Below are 21,052 nucleotides of genomic sequence, written 5' to 3'. Positions count from 1 at the left end.
AGTGTGGCTAAACCTGCTAAGGCTTCTTGATCTCCTTAGAGAGTCCAAGTGAAAAGTGGTGGAAGGAACGCATCGAAAACCTTTTGCTATTTCATATTTTCGGCAAAATAAAAAGCCTCTAAATTATAACAATAATTAGAGGCTTTCAGCAATCAAATCGATTGTGAATTCATAAAATTTCGAATTGTCCCTAGTGCTCGTTCGGCCTGCTTTTCCCCACGCATTTCCTTCGTTTTATAACGTTTGGTTAATGCAGGAAATAAACCAAAATTTACATTCATTGGTTGGAAGTTCCTAGGATCAGCTTCCGTAATATATCTAGCCATACTACCTAGTGCAGTTTCTTCCGGGAACACTAATAATTCTTCTCCAAGTGCTAGTTTAGCAGCATTTATGCCTGCTATCAAGCCACTTCCAGCAGATTCTACATATCCTTCAACTCCGGTCATTTGTCCTGCAAAGAACAATTGATGGTTCGTTTTCAATTGATACGTAGATTTTAAAACACGTGGTGAGTTAATGAACGTGTTGCGGTGCATCACTCCAAAACGGACAATTTCAACGTCCTCAAGACCTGGGATTAACTTCAAAACTTCTTTCTGAGGGCCCCATTTTAAATGTGTCTGAAAACCGACAATATTATAAAGTGTGCCTGCTGCATCGTCTTGTCTTAACTGAACAACCGCGAATGGTTCTTTTCCTGTTTTAGGATCTGCAAGTCCTACTGGCTTCATTGGACCAAATAACAATGTTTTTTTACCTCGCTGAGCCATTACTTCAAACGGCATACATCCTTCGAAATAGACTTCTTTTTCGAATTCTTTTAATGGTACCACTTCAGCCGAAATCAGCGCTTCATAAAAACGATCAAATTCTTCTTCTGTCATTGGACAATTAATATAAGCAGCTTCTCCTTTATCATAGCGAGATTTCACATATACTTTGTCCATATTGATACTATCTTTTTCAACAATTGGAGCTGCTGCATCGTAAAAGTATAGATAGTCTTGTCCAGTCAATTGTTGAATTTTTTCAGCTAGTGCAGGTGAAGTTAATGGTCCTGTTGAAATGATGGTAATCCCTTCAGGAATTTCCGTTACTTCTTCATTGATAACTTCTACAAGTGGATGGTTTTTCACTTTTTCCGTTACATACGCTGAGAATTCATGACGATCAACAGCAAGGGCACCCCCTGCTGGAACTGCACATTGGTCCGCAGCTCCAATAATCACAGAATCCAACATTCTCATTTCTTCCTTTATAACGCCGACGGCATTCGTTAATGTGTTGGCACGTAAAGAATTTGAGCAGACAAGTTCTGCGAATTTATCCGTATGGTGAGCAGGTGTTTGTTTAACCGGTCGCATTTCAAATAATCGAACACGAACACCTCTTTTTGCTATTTGCCAAGCGGCTTCACTACCAGCTAATCCTGCTCCAATTACATTGACGATTGTCAATTTCAACACCAACCTTTTTTATATTACGCTTGCGCATCTTCTTTGTAATCACATTCAGTACATTGAATTTGATTCCCTTTTTTTAGCTTTTTCTCAACAAGTAAAGAATTACATTTTGGACATGGACGACTTATTGGCTTGTCCCATGAAACAAACTCACATGTTGGATAGCGCTCACACCCATAAAATATGCGTTTCGTCTTACTTTTACGTTCAACAACTTCGCCTTCTTTACATGAAGGACAAGTTACTCCGATATTTTTAACGATTGCTTTCGTGTTTCGGCAATCCGGGAAATTGCTACACGCCATAAATTTCCCGTATCGGCCTAATTTAAAGACCATAGCAGAATTACATTTTTCACAATCTTCTCCAGCAGGCTCGTCTTTGATCACGACTTTTTCCATCGCTTCGTCGGCATGTGTCACATGTTTTTCAAAGTCTTGATAAAACTTGTCAATGATGTGAACCCATTTTTCTTGGCCTTCTTCCACGCTATCCAAGTCCTTCTCCATTTGAGCCGTAAACTCAATATCAATAACATTCGGGAAGAACTCTAATACAAGTTGATGTACAATTCCACCAAGTTCGGTGGGAATAAAGCGTTTTGCTTCGAGTGTGACATAACCTCGTTTTTGAATAGTATCAAGCGTAGGTGCATAAGTAGACGGTCGACCTATCCCTAACTCTTCCAACGTCTTCACAAGCCGTGCTTCTGAATAACGAGGAGGTGGTTGTGTAAAATGTTGTTTCGGTTCAATTTCAAGCTTTTTAACAAAATCACCTTTTTCCATATCTGGTAAGATGCGATCTTTTTCTTCTTCTTGATCATCGTTACCTTCAATATACAACTTCATAAAACCAGGGAATTTCACTTGAGATCCATTTGCACGGAACACCACATTTTCATTATTTAAATCGATGGTCACTGTATCTAGTACAGCTGAAGCCATTTGACTTGCTAAGAAACGTTCCCAAATTAATTTATATAAGCGGAATAAGTCTTTCGATAAGATTGCTTTCAGTTGATCAGGTGAACGTAGTACACTCGTCGGTCGAATAGCTTCATGCGCATCTTGTGATTTTTTAGACTGTTTTTCTGGTGCAGTCGATGTTGTCACAAATTCTTTGCCGTATGATTCTTCGATGTATGAATGCGCATCCTTTTTCGCTGTGTCAGATATTCTCGTTGAATCGGTACGCATATACGTAATTAACCCAACTGTCCCTTCCTTTCCAACATTTAATCCTTCATATAGTTGTTGTGCAAGCATCATTGTTTTTCGTGCTCGGAAGTTTAGTTTACGAGCTGCTTCTTGTTGAAGTGAAGAAGTAGTGAAGGATGGTGCTGGATTACGTTTACGTTCTTTTTTCACTACACTTGTTACTTCAAACTTATCACCTTTTAAATTGCTTAAAATCTCTTTTACTTGTGCTTCATTCGTTAATTTTACTTTTTCAGCACCATTTCCAAAATAAAGTGCATCAAAGCTTTTCTTCCCTTTTTCAAAACTTCCTTCTATTGACCAGTATTCTTCTGGTTGGAAGTTTTTTATTTCGTTTTCGCGGTCAATAATCAGTCGCAAAGCTACTGATTGTACACGACCTGCTGATAATCCTTTTTTGACTTTCTTCCATAGTATTGGACTAATGTTGTATCCAACCAGTCGATCTAAAATTCGTCGAGCTTGTTGTGCATCAACTAAGTCCATATCAATTGGACGAGGGTGTTTAAATGATTCTTTAATCGCGTCTTTAGTGATTTCATTAAAGACCACGCGACAATCTGATTCAATATCAATGTTTAATGAATTCGCGAGATGCCAAGCAATTGCTTCGCCTTCTCGATCCGGGTCAGCCGCGAGATAAATTTTCTTCGCTTTTTTGGCTGCTGATTTTAAATCTTGTAAAATCGGGCCTTTGCCACGAATGGTAATGTACTTTGGTGTGTAATCATTTTCTACATCTACGCCCATTTGGCTCCGTGGTAAATCACGAACATGACCAAGTGATGCTTTCACTTTGTATTTTTTGCCAAGGTAACGTTCAATTGTTTTCGCTTTGGCTGGCGATTCCACAATCACTAAAAAATCCGACATGTATGTGCCTCCTTATAGAGGTTCCTTATAAATCAATAAAAGAAATACCTGTTGCAAAATGTATAACAGTTTCTAGGATAATGCAAGTAAGACTTTAATAGAAGGTATTTTTAATCGTATTCCTTGATGTAACAACTTCTTTCGACATTTCAACAAAATCTTGCTTCAATTTATACTATATTAATTTCTATAAATTCATTTCGTCGGTCACTTTTTGGTCACTCAGTGACTAGAAGAAAACGAAAATAAGCACTTTGTCCGGCGCGTTCAAATTTCATCGCGGTATAGGCAGACGCAGTACCTATTGTAATAAAAAAGCCCACTCAAATGAGTAGACTTCATATACTTAACGTTTTAGGTTCTTTCTTTTAATTACACCGTAATAATTAAAATTGGTATCGTAACAAATACGGTAAGAATCAATCCAATATTAATCAATTTACTCACACACCTTTTATGTATTCGAAAAATTTACATCATAATAATGTGACTGTGACTTAGCCTCCTTCTATTCATTTTTCGACATAGAAAAAGCACCGATCGTTTTAGATTCGATGCTTTTTAAAATTAATTAAAATAATGGGCAAGGTGCTTTTACGCACTTAGTTGGTGGTGGCTTTGGTGGATCAGGCTCCCAATCAACTGGTCCTGCACTTGCACTGCTACCAAATGATAAACTCAAAACTAATAAAAGGCCCAAGATAGAAAACATTGACTTTTTCTTTTTCATAAATTCCAATCTCCTTTCCTTAGAAATTTCTTCGTACACAGTAATATTCTGCATTATCTACAAAAATCCTTTTTATTTTACAAATATTTTAAATATTATAATAGAAAAGTATAATAAATAGCCACACCCGATTGGACGTGACTTTATGTATGAATAGTGGTACAAATGTTTTAAATTAGAAAGGCTATTAATGAAACTTCGAAAATGATTCCTTTATTAGAAAAGACTTCAAAAGATATAATCAATAAAATAATTGATAGTAAATATAATAGAAGTGAATTAATATACTTTGATTTCTAATTTCTGATAACCCCGCAACCATTCATACATATACTCACCCACTTTCCATTAAAAGTCACGACTCAATTACTACGAGTTTATATATCATTTTCTGACGTTTTTTTGTATGCGTTTATGACCCTCCTTTGTCGTTGCTTATCGTTGAACTGTGAAGTAGTTACCATAATTCTACATATATATCAATAATGTGTTATACTTAATTAATAAATACTGGAAACCTTTGGACTTTTCTTAGTCCTCTTCCACTAATGGAAGGGGAAAATAAAATGTCCAAAAATAATTTAATTGTAATGCTGAAAACACTTTGTAAGTACAATAATGTAGAGATTAAACACACTTTTAGCATTAAGGGTCAACCTCAAATAGTCGTAAGATGTTTAAGGGATACCAGTACAATTGAAATTACCAATTTAGCAACAAACACAATTGAGTTATATGATGACCTTGGTAAAGCTGCAGAAAGAATCCAACTTGTAACAAATACAGATATTACTAGTTAACCTCTTTCAATAGGAGGTTTTTTTGTTGTACAGTTTCAGTCAACTCCGGGGTTTCTTCTTAGTATTATCTTTCCCTTTGTTATTTGGTACGTGAACTAAAGCGTACTTATGACCACCAATTTCAAAATTGGTAGGAACCCCATTCCGTGATTTATGCACAGTTACTGAAGGACTAAAAGATTCTCCTTTTTCACGCAACTTTAACTTAGCCATTTAATCAATTCCTATTCTGGTTTATGAGGAGCCACAGCACGAACATGAACATCGTGCCGAGGATTATCCAACTATTTATATAATTTCACCCATTGGAGGTAAGTTCAGTTTAATCTTCTACATAATCGAAATCTCCCACTTCATCATCAATGGATAGTTGATTTACATTAACACTGCCATCAGTGTCCACTTGATATTCGACTTCCCTCATGATCATCCTCGTAAAACTCATCAATCGTAATTTGAGAAGGTTATAGAATCAAAAACACATTTTCACCTGCAAATAAATAAAGTTTGCTGCCTTTACCATCAACATCACGTTTGATATTAAATTTTAGAACCGTTATTTTATTATCTCATTGGATAGATACCAATTCAGCCCCTAGCATGTCTGTAGAACTCTCTCACACAGTGATTAAAGGAAATCCCTGCCAGGCATCTTTAAAGCTCATCAGCGTGCGGTAATTCATCACTAAGCACATGGAACATGAGGACTTCTTTCTTTCTCATCATCCTTCTGTATTTTCTTGAACAGTACGTTTAGAATGTTCCAGCAGTTTTTTCATCTGTTTCATCTTCTTGACCGGTGATCCACATTTTTTTATCCACTTCGTCCCAGGCACGACATTTAATCTCTCTCCTCCTTCATGTCCCTTTCTCTGAATACAAAAAAATTCGTTTATATAGTTCTGGTCCCATTTTGATAGATTCATCATTCGCATATTTTCGATAATCTTCGTAAATATCTTCCTAGCCATTTCTAGCGAGGACTATCATCCAGTTATCGAACAATGCGAGGGATTCATCTCGAGCACATAACCAACTATTCAATTTTTCGTTATGCTGCCATCCGCAAAATTGATGGACCATTTTCATGAGAGTAATATTTTCAACCCTTGAACCTTTTCAAGATTGAAAGACGTTCTCTTTTTTCAGATCAAAACAGAACATACATTCCTGTAAATGAGGTATTGTGAAAAAATCGATGTACTTCAAGTTACAGAATTTCTTGAGAGGATTTGATGATAGTTGGTTGCATAATCTACGAGAATGCAACCATTTATCATTATCCTGTTATTTATTAAGCTTCATGGCTAGCAATTCTTCTACAATTTGATAGCCATGCCAGAGAGGTTTTGCCCCTTCGAGTAGTGATTGATGTGGTCCTAACGATAGCATTGATGTAATAGGTCCCGGTACACAATAGACATCTTTTCCATTGTCCAACGCGTGTTGAAGTGTACTAACTGTGCCGCTTTTTTCTTTGGCTTCTGTTACTACTACCGCGTGTGAAAGTCCGCTAATTATTCGATTTCGCATCGGGAAATACCATTTTTGTATGGATACATAGGGTGGATATTCAGATAAGGTTAAATGATGTTTTTCCATAATATCGTATAAATACGAATTTTCTTGTGGGTACTGATGAAAATGGCCATGTCCTAAAATGCCAATTGTCTTTCCGCCAATATCATGTGTGAATTGATGGGCCATGGCATCGGCTCCTTTTGCCAGTCCACTAACAATCACCATATCATGCTTCACCAGTGGCGGAAGTATATAGGACATTATCTGTTGTGAATACTCGGTAGCATCTCTGGAACCGATTACTGCAACATGGTAATTCATGAGTAAATAGTCCAATCGCCCTTTGGCATACAATACCGCAGGTGGATCATACAGTGTGTTTAATTGTTTTGGATAGTTGGGATGATCATATGGGAGTGGTGTTATGTTGTGCGTTTTGTACGCTTGAATTAGAGGGGTTTCAAGCGCTTTACGATAAGATTCTTTGAATTTTTGTGCACGTTGATGGGATAATTTCAATAGACGGGATAGTTGATGAGTGGTCATATACTCACATGTCGCTAAGTCTGGATCGACCTGAAGTAGGGGCTTCAAGCGATTAAGTGGGACGGGTAAAACGTAATGCAGTGCGAGTAGTCGATGATGAAACGTTTGATTAATCATACCTTTCCTCCTTTATTGTAAAAAAAGCGGCACATCGTCGGACGATGTGCCGCTTCTTTCTATATTAATGTGTTTTACATTGCTCGTACAAGCCTTTTTCTTTAATCACTTTGATTAATGTTTCACCGATAACAGAAGGAGTTGGTGCAACTTCCATTCCAGCAGCATTCATCGCTTTGATTTTTTCTGCAGCTGTACCTTTACCACCAGAGATAATCGCACCAGCATGGCCCATACGTTTACCTTCAGGAGCTGTTTGTCCGCCAATAAAGCCGACAACAGGTTTTGTCATGTTCGCTTGAATCCACTCAGCTGCTTCTTCTTCCGCAGTTCCGCCGATTTCACCGATCATTACAACAGCCAATGTTTCTGGATCTTCATTGAACGCAGTAAGAGCATCGATAAAGTCTGTTCCGTTAACTGGGTCTCCACCGATACCTACTGCAGTAGTTTGTCCAATTCCTGCTTGAGAAAGTTGGTGCACTGCTTCATAAGTAAGTGTTCCAGAACGTGACACTACTCCTACATGGCCTTTTTTATGAATGTAACCAGGCATAATCCCGATTTTACATTCATCAGCAGTAATAACTCCAGGACAGTTTGGTCCAACTAAACGAGTTTTCTTGCCTTCCATATAACGTTTCACTTTAACCATATCCAATACTGGAATATGTTCAGTAATACAAATTGTCATATCTAAATCGGCATCGACTGCTTCTAAAATTGCATCTGCAGCGAAAGGAGCTGGAACATAAATAACTGACACGTTAGCGCCTGTTGCTTTGACAGCTTCTTCTACCGTATTAAATACAGGTACGCCTTCAACTTCAGTACCGCCTTTACCAGGTGTAACACCTGCGACGATTTTAGTACCATACTCAAGCATTTCTTTTGTATGGAAAAGAGCAGTTGATCCAGTAATACCTTGAACGATTACTTTCGTATCTTTATTAATATATACGCCCATCTTTTGTCCCTGCCTTTCTTAGCCTACAAGTTCAACAATTTTTTGCGCGCCATCCGCCATAGAACCAGCCGCAACAATGTTTAAGCCAGATTCATTCAATAATTTCTTACCAAGGTCCACGTTTGTTCCTTCTAAACGAACAACAAGTGGTACTTGTAATCCAACTTCTTTCGCAGCTGTGATTACGCCTTCAGCGATAACGTCACACTTCATGATTCCGCCAAAGATGTTAACGAAAATACCTTTAACATTTTTGTCTGAAAGAATGATTTTAAATGCTTCAGTTACTTTCTCAGCTGTCGCACCGCCCCCAACGTCAAGGAAGTTAGCGGGTGATCCGCCGTAATAGCTAATCGTATCCATTGTTGCCATAGCTAGTCCAGCACCGTTAACCATACAACCGATGTTTCCATCTAAAGAAATATAGCTTAGGTCATATTTAGAAGCTTCGATTTCCTTTGCATCTTCTTCGTCGAAGTCACGTAGTTCTAAAATGTCTTTGTGACGATATAGAGCATTTGCATCAAAGTTAAACTTCGCATCTAGAGCCATTACGTCTCCACCAGCTGTAACTACAAGCGGGTTAATTTCAACGATTGCTGCATCTTTTTCAACAAATACTTGGTATAGACCTAGCATGAATTTCGCTGCTTTGTTTACCAATTTTGCTGGGATGTTCATGTTGAAAGCCATACGGCGAGCTTGGAAGCCTGTCAATCCAACAACTGGATCAATGATTTCTTTAAAGATTTTTTCAGGAGTTGCTTCAGCAACTTCTTCAATATCCATTCCGCCTTCTTCAGAACCCATAAGAGTTACACGAGAAGTTGCACGGTCAAGTACTAAACCAATATAGTACTCTTTTTTAATATCGCATCCTTCTTCAACAAGAAGACGCTTAATTTCTTTTCCTTCTGGACCTGTTTGATGAGTAACAAGGACTTTCCCAAGAAGTTCTTTCGCGTATTCACGAACTTCATCTAAGCTCTTCGCGATTTTAACACCACCAGCTTTACCACGACCACCCGCATGGATTTGAGCTTTCACCACGACAACGTCTGTGCCAAGTTCTTTTGCAGCTTTTACTGCTTCTTCTGGAGAAAAAGCAACTAGGCCGTTCGATACTGAGACACCATATTGTCTGAGGAGTTGTTTCCCTTGATATTCATGGATATTCATCTTACATCCTCCAATCAAACTTCTGTCAAGTAATTTACTACCTAACCCATTGTATAAAACCTGTCAAACAATGTCCACATAAGTCTATTGTTTTCCGCTAAACTTCAAATATTCGGACTTCTTAGCGAATCATCGACTTTACAGGTTCAAATGTTTTTCGGTGAATACCGGTGGCACCAAACTGCTTTAAAGCAGTTAAATGTTCTGCCGTGCCGTATCCTGCATTCTTTGCAAAGTTGTATTCGGGGTATATTTTGTCGAACTCATCCATTATATCATCTCGCGCTGTTTTCGCTAAGATCGATGCAGCTGCTATTGCAAGACTCTTTGCATCACCTTTTATGATGGAGTGCTGTCGAATGGTGGTTGGTAGCGTCATAGCATCGACTAATAAGATATCCGGTTGAATGGACAGATTGCTTACTGACAGTGCCATCGAATCTTTTGTCGCTTCATAAATATTAAGCGTATCGATTTTTTCGACAGATTGAATATGTATATAGTAAGCCGCTGCATGTTTCTTTATGATTTCCGAAAACTTTTGTCTTTTTATTCGCGACAATTGCTTCGAGTCATTTAAACCAACAAGTTCTTTCGAATAATCAGAAAAAATGACTGCTGCCGTAACGACTGGACCTGCAAGTGGCCCTCTACCCGCTTCATCAATTCCTGCTACTAAATCTTCTGGCTGATGTTTAAAGCTTGTATCAAATTGTATTTTTTCTGTATGTTGCGCTTGTATATATTTTTCTTGATCTATTCTTTTTTGCCAAGAAGAGACTAATTTTTGTACGCCGACTCGTTGATCTGTTGTCAGTGCTAGCGTCCAATCAGATGGTTGAAAAGTCACCTTTAGCTTTTCAGCAATGTTTTTTACAGTTTCCACACGATTCACCTCTATGTACCTTCATGAAAAAACCTTTCCTACCCGAAGGCAAAAAAGGTCATTTTTCTGTAGTTAATTTAATTTCATCCACAAGATCAAAAGTCAGTTTTCCTAGATGGAGATTACGGATATCACGGACTACAAGTTGAGCTACCTGATCGTAATCAATTTCCCCGCCACCTGCAAAAGTGCGTCGGAGTTTTCCGATATGATCGAATGTCTCAACTAAATTTTCATCTACTTCAGTGAGTTTGTAGCGTTCTTCCATTCTTTTCGGATAATGTTCAGCTAAGAACCGAAGTCCGTAAACAGCTAAATCTTCCATATTAATAATGGTGTCTTTAATCGCACCTGTTAATGCTAATTTGTACCCAACCGCTTGATCCTCAAACTTCGGCCATAAAATACCCGGTGTGTCTAACAGTTCAAGCTCTTTTTCAACTTTAATCCACTGCTGGGCTTTCGTGACTCCTGGAGTATTTCCTGTTTTAGCGAGGTTTTTCTTTGCTAAGCGATTGATTAATGTAGACTTTCCAACGTTCGGAATCCCTACAATCATGGCACGAATAGCACGAGGTTTAATCCCACGAGAACGCATTCGTTCCCATTTTTCTGCTAACAATTCAGTAGCTGCTTTTGTTACAGTTTGTAATCCTTTTCCTTCAAATGAGTTAATGGCGACTGCACGATGACCACGCTCTTCAAAATAACGAATCCACTTTTTCGTTTCTACGTCATCTGCCATATCGGCCTTATTTAATATCAAGAGTCTTGTTTTTTGTCCAATCACTTCATCAATCATTGGATTTCTTGAAGAAAGTGGTAATCTTGCGTCGATTAATTCAAATATGATATCTACTAATTTTAATTTTTCAGTAACTTGACGACGAGCTTTCGCCATGTGTCCTGGAAACCATTGAATGGTCATGTACTAATTCCCCCTATGTTACTCGACAAGTCCCAGTTCATTTGGTGGCCAAAAAATAAAGCTTGTACTGCCTATTATTTCTTCCATTGAAACCACACCAATAATTCGACTGTCTTTACTGTATCTGCGATTATCACCCATCACAAAGACATATCCTTCAGGAACAACTTCAATTTGCCAAAGCTCTTCGAGTGTAAAATCTTCTGTTAAAGTACCTTCATTAATCTCTTCTTTTTTGGGATCTAAATACGGTTCTGGCAATGGCTCTCCATTTATATATAATTGATCATTTTTATAGGCAACACGATCTCCTGGCAGACCGATTACACGCTTAATGTAATCTTTTTTCTCAGGTGCATGAAACACCACGATATCAAAACGGTCTGGTTCTCCCACTTCGTAGCCAATTTTGTTGACAATCATACGGTCTCCATCTTCAAGCGTTGGCATCATTGATTCTCCATCCACTACAATCGGTGTGAATAAAAAATAACGGATGATCCATGCAAGTCCAAATGCGATGAGTAAGGCTTTAGACCATTCCCAAAATTCATTTTTCTTTTTTTCGTTTGTTCCATGTTGTTGCCTCCTTGCATTAATACCTTTTATTGTACAAGTATTTTTAGTTTCACGCAAAAAGGAAGAGAGCTTGATAGCCAAGCTCTCTTCCTGATTTGACAATTATCGAATTTCTTTAATACGAGCTGCTTTACCACGAAGGTCACGTAGGTAGTACAATTTCGCACGACGTACTTTACCACGACGAAGAACTTCTAATTGAGCAATTTTTGGTGTGTGTACAGGGAATGTACGTTCAACACCAACACCGTAAGAAATTTTACGAACAGTGAAAGTTGAACTCACACCGCCACCACGACGTTTAATAACTACACCTTCATACATTTGGATACGTTCGCGAGTTCCCTCTACGACCTTAACGTGTACACGTACAGTGTCACCAGGACGGAAATCAGGAAGATCCGTACGAAGTTGTTCTTTAGTGATTTCAGTAATAATGTTTTGCATAATTTTCTCTCCTTAGACAGATGCTCATGCCAGCGACTGTGGCTGCAGCGGAACACCGTAATTCAGCACTTCGCATAGAAGTACAAGTTAGATGTTACCACAATTCAAAGCTGCAAGCAAGGCATATTAGTCGTTTTTTTCTTTCTCCCATTGATCAATTAACTTTTGTTCAGCTGAAGAAAGTTCTGTATTACTTAAGAGATCCGGTCGTCTACTCCACGTTCGAAATAGCGACTGTTCACGTCGCCACCGTTCAATGTGAGCGTGATTTCCAGAAAGTAACACATCAGGGACCTTTAAACCGTTAAAGTCTGCAGGTCTAGTATAGTGAGGGTGTTCGAGTAAGCCAGTTGAAAACGAATCTTGAACTGGTGAGTCATCATTGCCTAGAACACCAGGTAATAAACGCACCACGCTATCAATTACCGTCATTGCTCCAAGTTCTCCACCCGTCAACACAAAATCACCAATCGAGATTTCATCTGTCACCAGATGTTGTCGAATTCGTTCATCATATCCTTCATAATGGCCACATAAGAATACAAGCTCTTCTTCCGTTGCCAGTTCTTCCGCTTTCGCTTGCGTAAATCTCTCACCTTGCGGACACATCAAAATGATACGAGGTTTTTTAGAGTCTCCAGTTATGGCCTCTACCGCTTGAAATAGGGGTTCTGGTTTCAAAACCATACCTGCTCCCCCACCATAAGGATAATCATCCACCTGGCTATGTTTATTGCCCGAATATAATCGGAAGTTAGTGACTTCCAAAGAAACAGCATTCTTTTCTTGTGCTTTTTTTAAGATCGATGAACCGAAAACTCCTTCAAACATTTCCGGAAACAACGACAACACATGAATGTTCATCATGACAATAGGCCGTCCAAAACATCAATGATAATTTTCTTTTCATCAATATCAATTTCTTTTACTACATCTTCAATATACGGAATATAGTGAGCTTTTCCTTTTTCCGGTGTAACCGTCCAAACATCATTTGCACCTGTTTGCAAAATATCGGTCACTACGCCAATCACTTGTCCATCCTGGTCATGGACTGTACAACCCATGATCTCATGGAAATAGTATTCATCGCCTTCTAGATCAGACAATTGATTTTCTGAAACTTTCAGGATTCCATCTCTGAACCCTTGTACCATCTCAATTGTTAAAAACCCTTCAAAAGTCAACAAATCGAAATTTTTATGTTGACGATGACTTGCAACCGTCAATACAATTGGAGTTTTTGAATCCGCCTTGAAAAGCGAAAGCTTGTTACCAACTGCATAACGTTCTTCTGGAAAATCCGTACTTGAGATGACGCGAACCTCTCCACGAATTCCATGAGTGTTTACGATCTTACCTACGTTATACCATTCCATCAAAATCACTCCTTTTATAGAAAAGCGGAAAGCGCCACTCTAGCCCACACCGGTGCTGGAAGGACCGATTCGAAAGCCTGCTTTCGCATGAGGGCCTGAAGCTTAGGTGCGGGCTGGCGCTTGCAGCTAGACATTAGAAAAGCACAAAGCGAAACTCTGCCCAACATCGGCTTTGGAAGGATGAAAGGCGAAATTCCGCCTTACTGACCCCCTGATGGGACCTCGGGTGGCGATTGTAGCTAGACATTAGACAACTGAAAGCGCCACTCCAGTCCAACGCAGGTTTCCAGCAGAAACTCATGAGTGAGCGGTGCTTGTAGCAATGCATTAAATTGTCAGCAAGTAAAATTTATTTTACTCTTTTTTAGTACAAAAAAGGAAGGAACCTAAGCTCCCTCCTTTTTCTTAATCTAGAATATCGACATAAGTCTTTTTTTTGTGGTGACTGCTTGCTGCTGAATAAACAATGGTGCGTATTGCTTTCGCAACACGTCCTTGCTTACCAATAACTTTCCCCATATCATCAGCATGGACAGAAAGTTTGTAGACAATACGGTTTGCATTTTCGTCACGTTCAACACGAACTTCTTCCGGATAATCAACTAATGGTTTAACAATTGTTTCAATCAGCTGCTTCATTATGCCGCCCCCGATTACTTAGCGTTTTTTGCGTTATGGAATTTCTCCATGATGCCTTGTTCTGAGAACAAGTTACGTACTGTATCAGATGGTTTAGCACCAGTTGATAACCATTTCAACGCTAATTCTTCGTTGATTTTAACTTCAGCTGGTTTTGTTAATGGGTTGTAAGTACCAACTGTTTCGATTTGACGGCCGTCACGTGGAGCACGAGCGTCAGCAACAACAATACGATAGAAAGGAGATTTTTTAGCTCCCATACGTTTTAAGCGAATTTTAACTGCCATTTTTTAATTGCACCTCCGAATAGTTTCACACAAGATAGTATATTATCAAGGATTGATTTGTTTGTAAAGTGTTTTTTCTTAACACCTTATAAATACATTGAAATAATGGGATAATTATTATTTGAAAAGCGAGTTCAATCCTGGCATTTTCATCTTTTTCTTGCCTTTTTGTTGCATGTTTGTCATTTGTTTCATCATTTTTTTCATATCTTCAAATTGCTTGAGCAAGCGGTTTACATCTTGGATTGAGGTACCCGACCCTTTGGCAATTCGTTTTTTCCGGCTCGAGTTAATGATGTCAGGCGTCGTTTTTTCTTGAGGTGTCATCGCATAAATAATCGCCTCTACACGACCCATTTGTTTTTCATCCACTTTAGCATTTTCTAAGCCTTTAATTTTACCTGCTCCAGGTAACATCTTAATAATATCTTCAAGAGGACCCATTTGTTTCACTTGATTCATTTGATCAATAAAGTCATCGAACGTAAAACTTTGTGTTCTGAATTTTTCTTCCAGCTCTTTCGCTTTTTCTTCATCTACATTGGCTTGTGCTTTTTCAATCAGTGACATCATGTCACCCATCCCTAGAATACGAGATGCCATACGCTCCGGATGAAATGGTTCAAGTGCATCCATTTTCTCACCCATCCCGACAAATTTAATCGGTTTTTGTGCAATTGAACGGATTGATAATGCTGCTCCACCACGTGTATCGCCATCAAGCTTCGTTAATACTACCCCTGTAATACCGACTGTTTCATCAAAACTTTGAGCAACATTAACAGCATCTTGACCAGTCATTGCATCAACAACCAGGAACACTTCATCTGGTTCTTTTAATGCGCGAATGTCTTTCAATTCTTGCATCAGTTTTTCATCAATATGCAAACGACCAGCGGTATCTATGATCACTACATCATTGTGGTCTACTTTTGATTGTTCCAATGCTTGACGGACAATTTCTACTGGTGATACATCTGTCCCCAACGAAAAAACAGGTAAAGACAATTGTTTTCCAATGGTTTGAAGCTGTTGAATTGCAGCTGGTCGATAAATATCCGCAGCCACTAATAGTGGGTTACGATTATACTTTTTCCGCAAGATATTGGCCAACTTACCAGTTGTGGTTGTTTTACCAGCCCCTTGTAAACCCACCATCATGATGACAGTTGGTGGTTTTTTCGCAAATTGAATCGGACTTTGTTCGCCACCCATCAACACCGTCAACTCTTCTTTAACGATTTTGATTACTTGTTGTCCTGGTGTCAAACTCTTCATTACGTCCACACCAACAGCACGTTCACTAACAACTTTGACGAAGTCTTTGACAACTTTCAAGTTAACATCCGCTTCAATCAACGCACGTCGGACATCTCTCATCATTTCTTTTACGTCTGCTTCGGAAACTTTACCTTTGCCTTTGATACGTTGGATTGTTCCTTGCAGCCGCTCAGCTAAACCTTCAAATGCCATGCATGCCGCCTCCTAATCCGATTCTTTTAGCTGTTCAATCAATTCCAATGCTAATTCCTGATTGACAGAATCTGTTTGAATTACTTGTTGCAATTGCTCCATCACATCTTTGCGCTGTTGAAATTTTTCCAATAGTCGAAGTTTATCTTCGTACTCTTCTAACATTGCATCTGTTCGACGAATATTATCATAGACAGCTTGTCTAGATATATTATATTCGTCAGCTATTTCTCCAAGTGAGTGATCATCTAAATAATAGAGATGCATATAACTTCGTTGTTTGTCTGTCAGTAAGGACTGATAAAAATCAAAAAGGAAGTTCATGCGTGTTGTTTTTTCAATTTGCATCATGATCTCTCCCACCCGAAGCTTTCTACTTGTATCTTAACGAGCATCACTTGAAGTGTCAAGTATTTTTACTTGTCTAGTTAAGTTCATTTTTGTCTTCTTGCTCTAGTCCATCAGCAAATAATCCATAAACATATTTATCAGTATCAAATGGTTGCAAATCATCCATTTTTTCACCGAGTCCAACAAATTTAACAGGGATTTTCAGCTTGTTACGGATCGCTAATACAATTCCGCCTTTAGCTGTACCGTCAAGCTTTGTTAAAACAATGCCCGTAACATTTGTTGCCTCTTTAAAAGATTGCGCTTGAATCAATGCATTCTGACCTGTAGTCGCATCTAGAGCAAGTAACACTTCGTGTGGAGCACCAGGTACTTCTCGCTCAATCACGCGATGAACTTTTTGTAATTCATTCATTAAGTTTACTTTATTTTGCAAACGACCAGCAGTATCACATATCAACACATCAACACCACGGTTTTTCGCAGCACGTACAGCATCATACATAACGGCAGCAGGATCAGACCCTTCAGATTGCTTGATGACTTCAACACCAACACGGTCCCCCCACACTTGCAATTGATCAATTGCACCTGCTCGGAAAGTATCTCCAGCAGCTAACATGACCTTTCTACCTTGCCCTTTTAAGCGATGTGCCAGTTTCCCGATTGTAGTAGTTTTCCCAACCCCATTGACACCTACAAATAAAATAACGGTTAAGCCCGCATCTTGAACAAGAAGTTCGTTGGAACTGTTGTCGCCTGACTCGTAAATTTCAACTAGCTTCTCTGAAATGACCGATTGGATGCCTGCAGTGTCTTTAATATTTTTCCGTTGCACTTCAAAACGTAGTAAGTCCATTAATTCCACTACTGTTTCAAAACCTACGTCTGCTTGTAACAATAAATCTTCTAACTCTTCGAAGAAATCCTCATCTACTTTGCGGTATTTTGCAACTAAATCATTCACTTTAGAAGTGAATTGATTACGGGTTTTTGATAAACCATCTTTAAACTTTTCTGATACAGAAACAGATTCACTTGTTCCTGTTAATTTTTCTTTTATTTTTTTAAAGAAACTCATGCTCTAACGCTCCCTTGTGCGACAAGTGTCGGTTGCTCTTCTTGCAATTTCACCGATACTAATTTCGATATACCCGATTCTTGCATTGTGATCCCATATAAGACATCGGCACCTTCCATTGTTCCTTTACGGTGAGTGATGACGATAAATTGAGTATCATGACTGAACTTTTTCAGGTATTGACTATAGCGAACGACATTCGATTCATCAAGTGCCGCTTCCACTTCATCCAATATACAAAACGGTACTGGTCGAATATTTAGAATGGCAAATAATAATGCGATTGCCGTTAACGCCCGTTCTCCACCTGAAAGTAAACTTAAATTTTGCAGCTTCTTCCCAGGGGGTTGAGCCACGATTTCAATACCGGTTTCTAGCATATCTATAGGATCGGACAAGATTAAATCAGCATGTCCTCCTCCAAACAACTCCCGGAAAACAAGACTAAATTGTGTTCGAATGGCATGGAATGTATCACTGAAACGGGTAGTCATTTCTTCATCCATTTCTTTGATTGCTTCATGCAATGTTTCTTTCGCTTCCAATAAATCCTGTCGTTGGTCTGTTAAAAACGTGTGGCGTTCAGAGACACGTTCAAATTCTTCGATTGAAGCTACGTTAACCGGACCTAATTCTTCAATTGATTGTTTGAGTAATTTAACTTTTTTACGAGACACGTCTTCCTCGAATGTATCTAGGTTAGGAAGTTCAATATCTTCAAATGTTAGGTGATAGTTTTCTTCTAGTTGAGCATGCAATGCAGTTTGCTCTACATCTAAACGATTCATCTTCACTTCCGCAGTCCTTAAAACGTCCAACTGTTGTTTGTGTAGATGCTGGTTTTTTTTCAACTGAAGCTCAACCGTTTGTAATTGCGTGTGGATTTGAGATCGTTTTTCTTTGGCACTCGCAATTAATTGAACTAACGAATGTTTCTTTTCTAACCAACCGTTCAATTCGCGATCAATCTCACTTGGTGTTGGTCCTACTTGACTGTCACCATTTTCATACCACTGCATCTCTTTTTTCGCATGATCAAGTTTTTGAATAACCTTTTGACAATTATCTTGCAACTCAGCTACTGTATACTCTGCGACCTTCGATTGTTCGGTTAAGACGGCTTTTCTTGAACGAAGTTCAGCCATTTTTTCTGTTAATTGATCACGTTCACTTAAACTTTTCGACTTTAGATTGGTTAAGCGATGAATGGTTTCATTAATTTGATCCAATTCAGCTTTTAATTCTGTTAATCTCTGCTCTGCTTGTTTCTTTTTCTCTGCCGCTTGTTGCTGACGAGTTGATACATCTTTTGTTTCAGAATCCGAAACAAAAGCGCGTTCATTTAAACGTTTATAGGCGGTTTCGAGTTCACGGAGATTCGCACTGAGCTCTAAATCATTCGCACGACTTTCTTCCCCCTCGGTACGTAGTATTTCCAGGAGTTCAGATTGATGATCAATAGAGTTTTTTAGAGTTGCAACTTGATTTTCAGCTGTTTGAATCGAACGATCCATGCCATTCAATTTCGATACAAGGTCTTCCAACTCGGCTTTTCTCGAAAATACAGAAGACTGTTGTTTTGTAAATCCACCAGTTAATGAACCTCCCGCATTGACAATATCCCCATCCAGTGTCACAACTCGATAACGATATTGAATGGACTTCGCAATTTGTGAAGCACCTTGTAAATCTTTTACGACGAGTACATTTCCAAGTAAATTCTCAACGATTGACATTGAAGACTCGTCATATGTAACGAGTTCATCTGCTGTTTGAATAAATGACGGATGGTTCATTACGCTACGTAATGCATCTGACTGCACTTTGCGAGACTTCATGACGGTTTTAGGTAAGAATGTTGCACGACCTGAACGCTTATTTTTCAAGTAGGCAATGGCTTTTCTTGCATCCTCATTGGATTCGGTCACAATATGTTGCATCGCACCACCAAGGGCTGTTTCAAGTGCTTTGGCATAAGCTGGTTTCACTTGAATAAGTTCTGCCACTGCACCTGTAATTCCTGTTAATTGTCCATTTTCCCGTGCAATTAATACTTCTTTGACACCTTGGAAGAAACCAGAGAAGTCCGCTTCAAGAGCTTCAAGCGATTCTTTTCTAGCTTTTAATTGTTGCTGATGTTGGTACGCTTGATACAACATCGATTGTTTCGATTCTAATTCATCTTTTTCTTTAGCAATTGCTTGTTGCAGTTCTTTAAACTGCGTCAACTTTTCGTCTAAAAGACTACGAATTTGTGCTAATTGTTGATCTACAAGTTTCTTTTGAACTTCAACTTTCTCTAAATCCATAGTGATCTGTTCGAATTCACTACTCATTTTGTCTTTATGTTCGTGTTGTTGCAGAAGCTGTTGATTTAAATGCTTCAACTCATTCTTGACGGTAGCTTCCTCGTTTAACAACTCGATATAGGTAGATTTGTAATCCTCTATTTCCACCTCAATCTCCGCACTAGACTGACTCAATAAATGGTCTAATTGTTTGACTTCGTTCTGAACAGTTCGCAATTCAGTTCTTTTTTGTGTTGTTTCTAACTGTTTTTGTTGTAATTGGTTTGTCAATTCGTTTTTCTCTTGTTCATATTCAACAATTGTTAATCTTAGCTTATCAATTTGCTGATCTTTATTTTGACGTTTTTCAGCCATCAATTGTTTTCGGCCGTCCCAACGCTCAAGTTCAGAACTTGCTTCAACTAAAGATTCTTGCGATTCATCGATTAAGCGGTCTTGCACAGTTTGTTGCTGTCGGATTGACTCCAACTCATTCTCCATTTTTCCAATGCCGTTCTCCAGCTGTTGTCCTTGTTTCTCGTGAATGTCTACTTGTTGTTTCATTTCATGTAATTGTTGATCAATACGTTGCAAATCAAAAGCAATTACCCCTAGGTCAATGTCTTTTAATTCTTCTGACATTCTAATGTAATCGGTCGCTGTTGACGCCTGCATTTGCAGAGGCTCCATTCGACCATCGAGTTCATGTAAAATATCAAGTACTCTGTGCAAATTGTCATCTGTTTCAAACAATTTGTGTTCAGCTTTCTTTTTGCGTAATTTGTACTTTAAAACACCAGCTGCTTCTTCAAAGATCGTACGGCGATCTTCAGGTCGACTATTTAAAATTTCATCAACACGACCTTGAGATATGATGGAAAAGGCTTCTTTCCCTAAACCCGAATCCATAAATAAATCGGTTATATCTTTCAATCTACAAGATTGTTTATTTAATAAATATTCACTATCTCCTGAACGAAACACACGTCTCGTGACACTGATTTCGCTGTAATCTAACGGTACGCGTTTGTCTGAATTATCTAATAGCAGAGTAACTTCCGCAAAATTCAATGCTTTTCTTGAGTCACTTCCTGCAAATATCACATCTTCCATTTTTGATCCACGAAGTGATTTTGCAGATTGCTCACCTAACACCCATCGAATAGCATCCGTAACATTACTCTTACCACTACCGTTTGGACCTACCACTGCAGTAACTCCTGGTACAAAATCGATGCCAACTCGATCCGCAAACGATTTAAATCCAATGACTTCAAGTCGTTTTAGGAACAAAA

Annotated in this window: 19 protein-coding genes and 1 pseudogene; 1 reads left to right on the top strand and 19 read right to left on the bottom strand. The window is 38.7% G+C overall.

From position 1 onward, the window contains the following. Positions 1-152: 152 nt before the first annotated feature. From trmFO to GY23_RS18155, 3 genes are all read right to left on the bottom strand, one after another. A complete protein-coding gene (trmFO, locus tag GY23_RS02065) occupies positions 153-1,460 on the bottom strand; it encodes an FADH(2)-oxidizing methylenetetrahydrofolate--tRNA-(uracil(54)-C(5))-methyltransferase TrmFO (RefSeq protein WP_075617543.1) in 1,308 nt (435 codons plus the stop codon). Between the two features lie 23 nt (positions 1,461-1,483). Then, on the bottom strand, positions 1,484-3,559 hold the full coding sequence (topA, locus tag GY23_RS02060) for a type I DNA topoisomerase (RefSeq protein ID WP_075617542.1): 2,076 nt from the start codon (positions 3,557-3,559) through the stop codon (positions 1,484-1,486). 571 nt (positions 3,560-4,130) lie between these two features. After that, complete coding sequence (locus tag GY23_RS18155) at positions 4,131-4,289, bottom strand: hypothetical protein (RefSeq protein ID WP_161487555.1); 159 nt, start codon at positions 4,287-4,289, stop codon at positions 4,131-4,133. A gap of 566 nt (positions 4,290-4,855) precedes the next feature. Here GY23_RS18155 and GY23_RS02055 point away from each other — a divergent pair. Beyond that, entirely contained in the window at positions 4,856-5,089 is a 234-nt protein-coding gene (locus GY23_RS02055; protein ID WP_075617541.1) for a hypothetical protein, read from the top strand. Between the two features lie 322 nt (positions 5,090-5,411). Here GY23_RS02055 and GY23_RS18995 read toward each other — a convergent pair. The 16 genes and pseudogenes from GY23_RS18995 to smc all read right to left on the bottom strand — a co-directional run bounded on the left by GY23_RS18995 (position 5,412) and on the right by smc (position 21,050). Further along, positions 5,412-5,849, bottom strand: a pseudogene (locus GY23_RS18995) (hypothetical protein). A 527-nt stretch (positions 5,850-6,376) separates the two neighbouring features. Beyond that, positions 6,377-7,273 (bottom strand): DNA-processing protein DprA, encoded by an 897-nt coding sequence (dprA, locus tag GY23_RS02040; RefSeq protein WP_075617539.1) that lies wholly within the window; start codon positions 7,271-7,273, stop codon positions 6,377-6,379. A gap of 64 nt (positions 7,274-7,337) precedes the next feature. Continuing rightward, positions 7,338-8,240 (bottom strand): succinate--CoA ligase subunit alpha, encoded by a 903-nt coding sequence (gene sucD, locus GY23_RS02035; protein ID WP_075617538.1) that lies wholly within the window; start codon positions 8,238-8,240, stop codon positions 7,338-7,340. Positions 8,241-8,258: 18 nt separating this feature from the next. After that, entirely contained in the window at positions 8,259-9,419 is a 1,161-nt protein-coding gene (gene sucC / locus GY23_RS02030; RefSeq protein ID WP_075617537.1) for an ADP-forming succinate--CoA ligase subunit beta, read from the bottom strand. Between the two features lie 121 nt (positions 9,420-9,540). Then, positions 9,541-10,305 carry a ribonuclease HII gene (locus GY23_RS02025; RefSeq protein ID WP_075617536.1) on the bottom strand — a complete coding sequence of 255 codons (765 nt, stop codon included), beginning with the start codon at positions 10,303-10,305 and terminating at the stop codon, positions 9,541-9,543. 58 nt (positions 10,306-10,363) lie between these two features. Continuing rightward, positions 10,364-11,233, bottom strand: a complete 870-nt coding sequence (gene ylqF / locus GY23_RS02020; protein WP_075617535.1) for a ribosome biogenesis GTPase YlqF — start codon at positions 11,231-11,233, stop codon at positions 10,364-10,366. Between the two features lie 18 nt (positions 11,234-11,251). Further along, a complete protein-coding gene (gene lepB / locus GY23_RS02015) occupies positions 11,252-11,833 on the bottom strand; it encodes a signal peptidase I (protein ID WP_075618209.1) in 582 nt (193 codons plus the stop codon). A gap of 81 nt (positions 11,834-11,914) precedes the next feature. Beyond that, positions 11,915-12,259 carry a 50S ribosomal protein L19 gene (gene rplS, locus GY23_RS02010; protein ID WP_075617534.1) on the bottom strand — a complete coding sequence of 115 codons (345 nt, stop codon included), beginning with the start codon at positions 12,257-12,259 and terminating at the stop codon, positions 11,915-11,917. A gap of 126 nt (positions 12,260-12,385) precedes the next feature. Beyond that, on the bottom strand, positions 12,386-13,123 hold the full coding sequence (trmD, locus tag GY23_RS02005; protein WP_075618208.1) for a tRNA (guanosine(37)-N1)-methyltransferase TrmD: 738 nt from the start codon (positions 13,121-13,123) through the stop codon (positions 12,386-12,388). After that, positions 13,123-13,638, bottom strand: a complete 516-nt coding sequence (gene rimM / locus GY23_RS02000) for a ribosome maturation factor RimM (protein ID WP_075617533.1) — start codon at positions 13,636-13,638, stop codon at positions 13,123-13,125. The genes trmD and rimM overlap by 1 nt, the downstream gene beginning before the upstream one ends. A 405-nt stretch (positions 13,639-14,043) precedes the next feature. Further along, positions 14,044-14,277: a KH domain-containing protein gene (locus tag GY23_RS01995; RefSeq protein WP_075617532.1), complete on the bottom strand. Its 234-nt coding sequence runs from the start codon at positions 14,275-14,277 to the stop codon at positions 14,044-14,046. Between the two features lie 14 nt (positions 14,278-14,291). Then, positions 14,292-14,564 carry a 30S ribosomal protein S16 gene (gene rpsP, locus GY23_RS01990; protein WP_016427708.1) on the bottom strand — a complete coding sequence of 91 codons (273 nt, stop codon included), beginning with the start codon at positions 14,562-14,564 and terminating at the stop codon, positions 14,292-14,294. A gap of 117 nt (positions 14,565-14,681) precedes the next feature. Continuing rightward, positions 14,682-16,037, bottom strand: a complete 1,356-nt coding sequence (ffh, locus tag GY23_RS01985; protein WP_075617531.1) for a signal recognition particle protein — start codon at positions 16,035-16,037, stop codon at positions 14,682-14,684. A gap of 12 nt (positions 16,038-16,049) precedes the next feature. Beyond that, positions 16,050-16,385 carry a putative DNA-binding protein gene (locus GY23_RS01980; RefSeq protein WP_075618207.1) on the bottom strand — a complete coding sequence of 112 codons (336 nt, stop codon included), beginning with the start codon at positions 16,383-16,385 and terminating at the stop codon, positions 16,050-16,052. A gap of 76 nt (positions 16,386-16,461) precedes the next feature. Continuing rightward, complete coding sequence (ftsY, locus tag GY23_RS01975) at positions 16,462-17,469, bottom strand: signal recognition particle-docking protein FtsY (protein WP_075617530.1); 1,008 nt, start codon at positions 17,467-17,469, stop codon at positions 16,462-16,464. Then, positions 17,466-21,050, bottom strand: coding sequence for a chromosome segregation protein SMC (gene smc / locus GY23_RS01970; protein WP_075617529.1), 3,585 nt, complete (start codon positions 21,048-21,050; stop codon positions 17,466-17,468). The genes ftsY and smc overlap by 4 nt, the downstream gene beginning before the upstream one ends. Between the last annotated feature and the right edge of the window lie 2 nt (positions 21,051-21,052).

The organism is Paenisporosarcina indica, from assembly GCF_001939075.1.
Classification (GTDB): domain Bacteria; phylum Bacillota; class Bacilli; order Bacillales_A; family Planococcaceae; genus Paenisporosarcina; species Paenisporosarcina indica.
This window is presented reverse-complemented; position numbering and strand designations above follow the sequence as displayed.

Bases quoted from the DNA above. Each gene is read 5' to 3' on its own strand.
- topA (WP_075617542.1), bottom strand. From the start codon at position 3,559: ATGTCGGATTTTTTAGTGATTGTGGAATCGCCAGCCAAAGCGAAAACA.
- GY23_RS18155 (WP_161487555.1), bottom strand. From the start codon at position 4,289: ATGAAAAAGAAAAAGTCAATGTTTTCTATCTTGGGCCTTTTATTAGTT.
- GY23_RS02055 (WP_075617541.1), top strand. From the start codon at position 4,856: ATGTCCAAAAATAATTTAATTGTAATGCTGAAAACACTTTGTAAGTAC.
- dprA (WP_075617539.1), bottom strand. From the start codon at position 7,273: ATGATTAATCAAACGTTTCATCATCGACTACTCGCACTGCATTACGTT.
- sucD (WP_075617538.1), bottom strand. From the start codon at position 8,240: ATGGGCGTATATATTAATAAAGATACGAAAGTAATCGTTCAAGGTATT.
- sucC (WP_075617537.1), bottom strand. From the start codon at position 9,419: ATGAATATCCATGAATATCAAGGGAAACAACTCCTCAGACAATATGGT.
- ylqF (WP_075617535.1), bottom strand. From the start codon at position 11,233: ATGACCATTCAATGGTTTCCAGGACACATGGCGAAAGCTCGTCGTCAA.
- rplS (WP_075617534.1), bottom strand. From the start codon at position 12,259: ATGCAAAACATTATTACTGAAATCACTAAAGAACAACTTCGTACGGAT.
- trmD (WP_075618208.1), bottom strand. From the start codon at position 13,123: ATGAACATTCATGTGTTGTCGTTGTTTCCGGAAATGTTTGAAGGAGTT.
- rimM (WP_075617533.1), bottom strand. From the start codon at position 13,638: ATGGAATGGTATAACGTAGGTAAGATCGTAAACACTCATGGAATTCGT.
- GY23_RS01995 (WP_075617532.1), bottom strand. From the start codon at position 14,277: ATGAAGCAGCTGATTGAAACAATTGTTAAACCATTAGTTGATTATCCG.
- rpsP (WP_016427708.1), bottom strand. From the start codon at position 14,564: ATGGCAGTTAAAATTCGCTTAAAACGTATGGGAGCTAAAAAATCTCCT.
- ffh (WP_075617531.1), bottom strand. From the start codon at position 16,037: ATGGCATTTGAAGGTTTAGCTGAGCGGCTGCAAGGAACAATCCAACGT.
- GY23_RS01980 (WP_075618207.1), bottom strand. From the start codon at position 16,385: ATGCAAATTGAAAAAACAACACGCATGAACTTCCTTTTTGATTTTTAT.
- ftsY (WP_075617530.1), bottom strand. From the start codon at position 17,469: ATGAGTTTCTTTAAAAAAATAAAAGAAAAATTAACAGGAACAAGTGAA.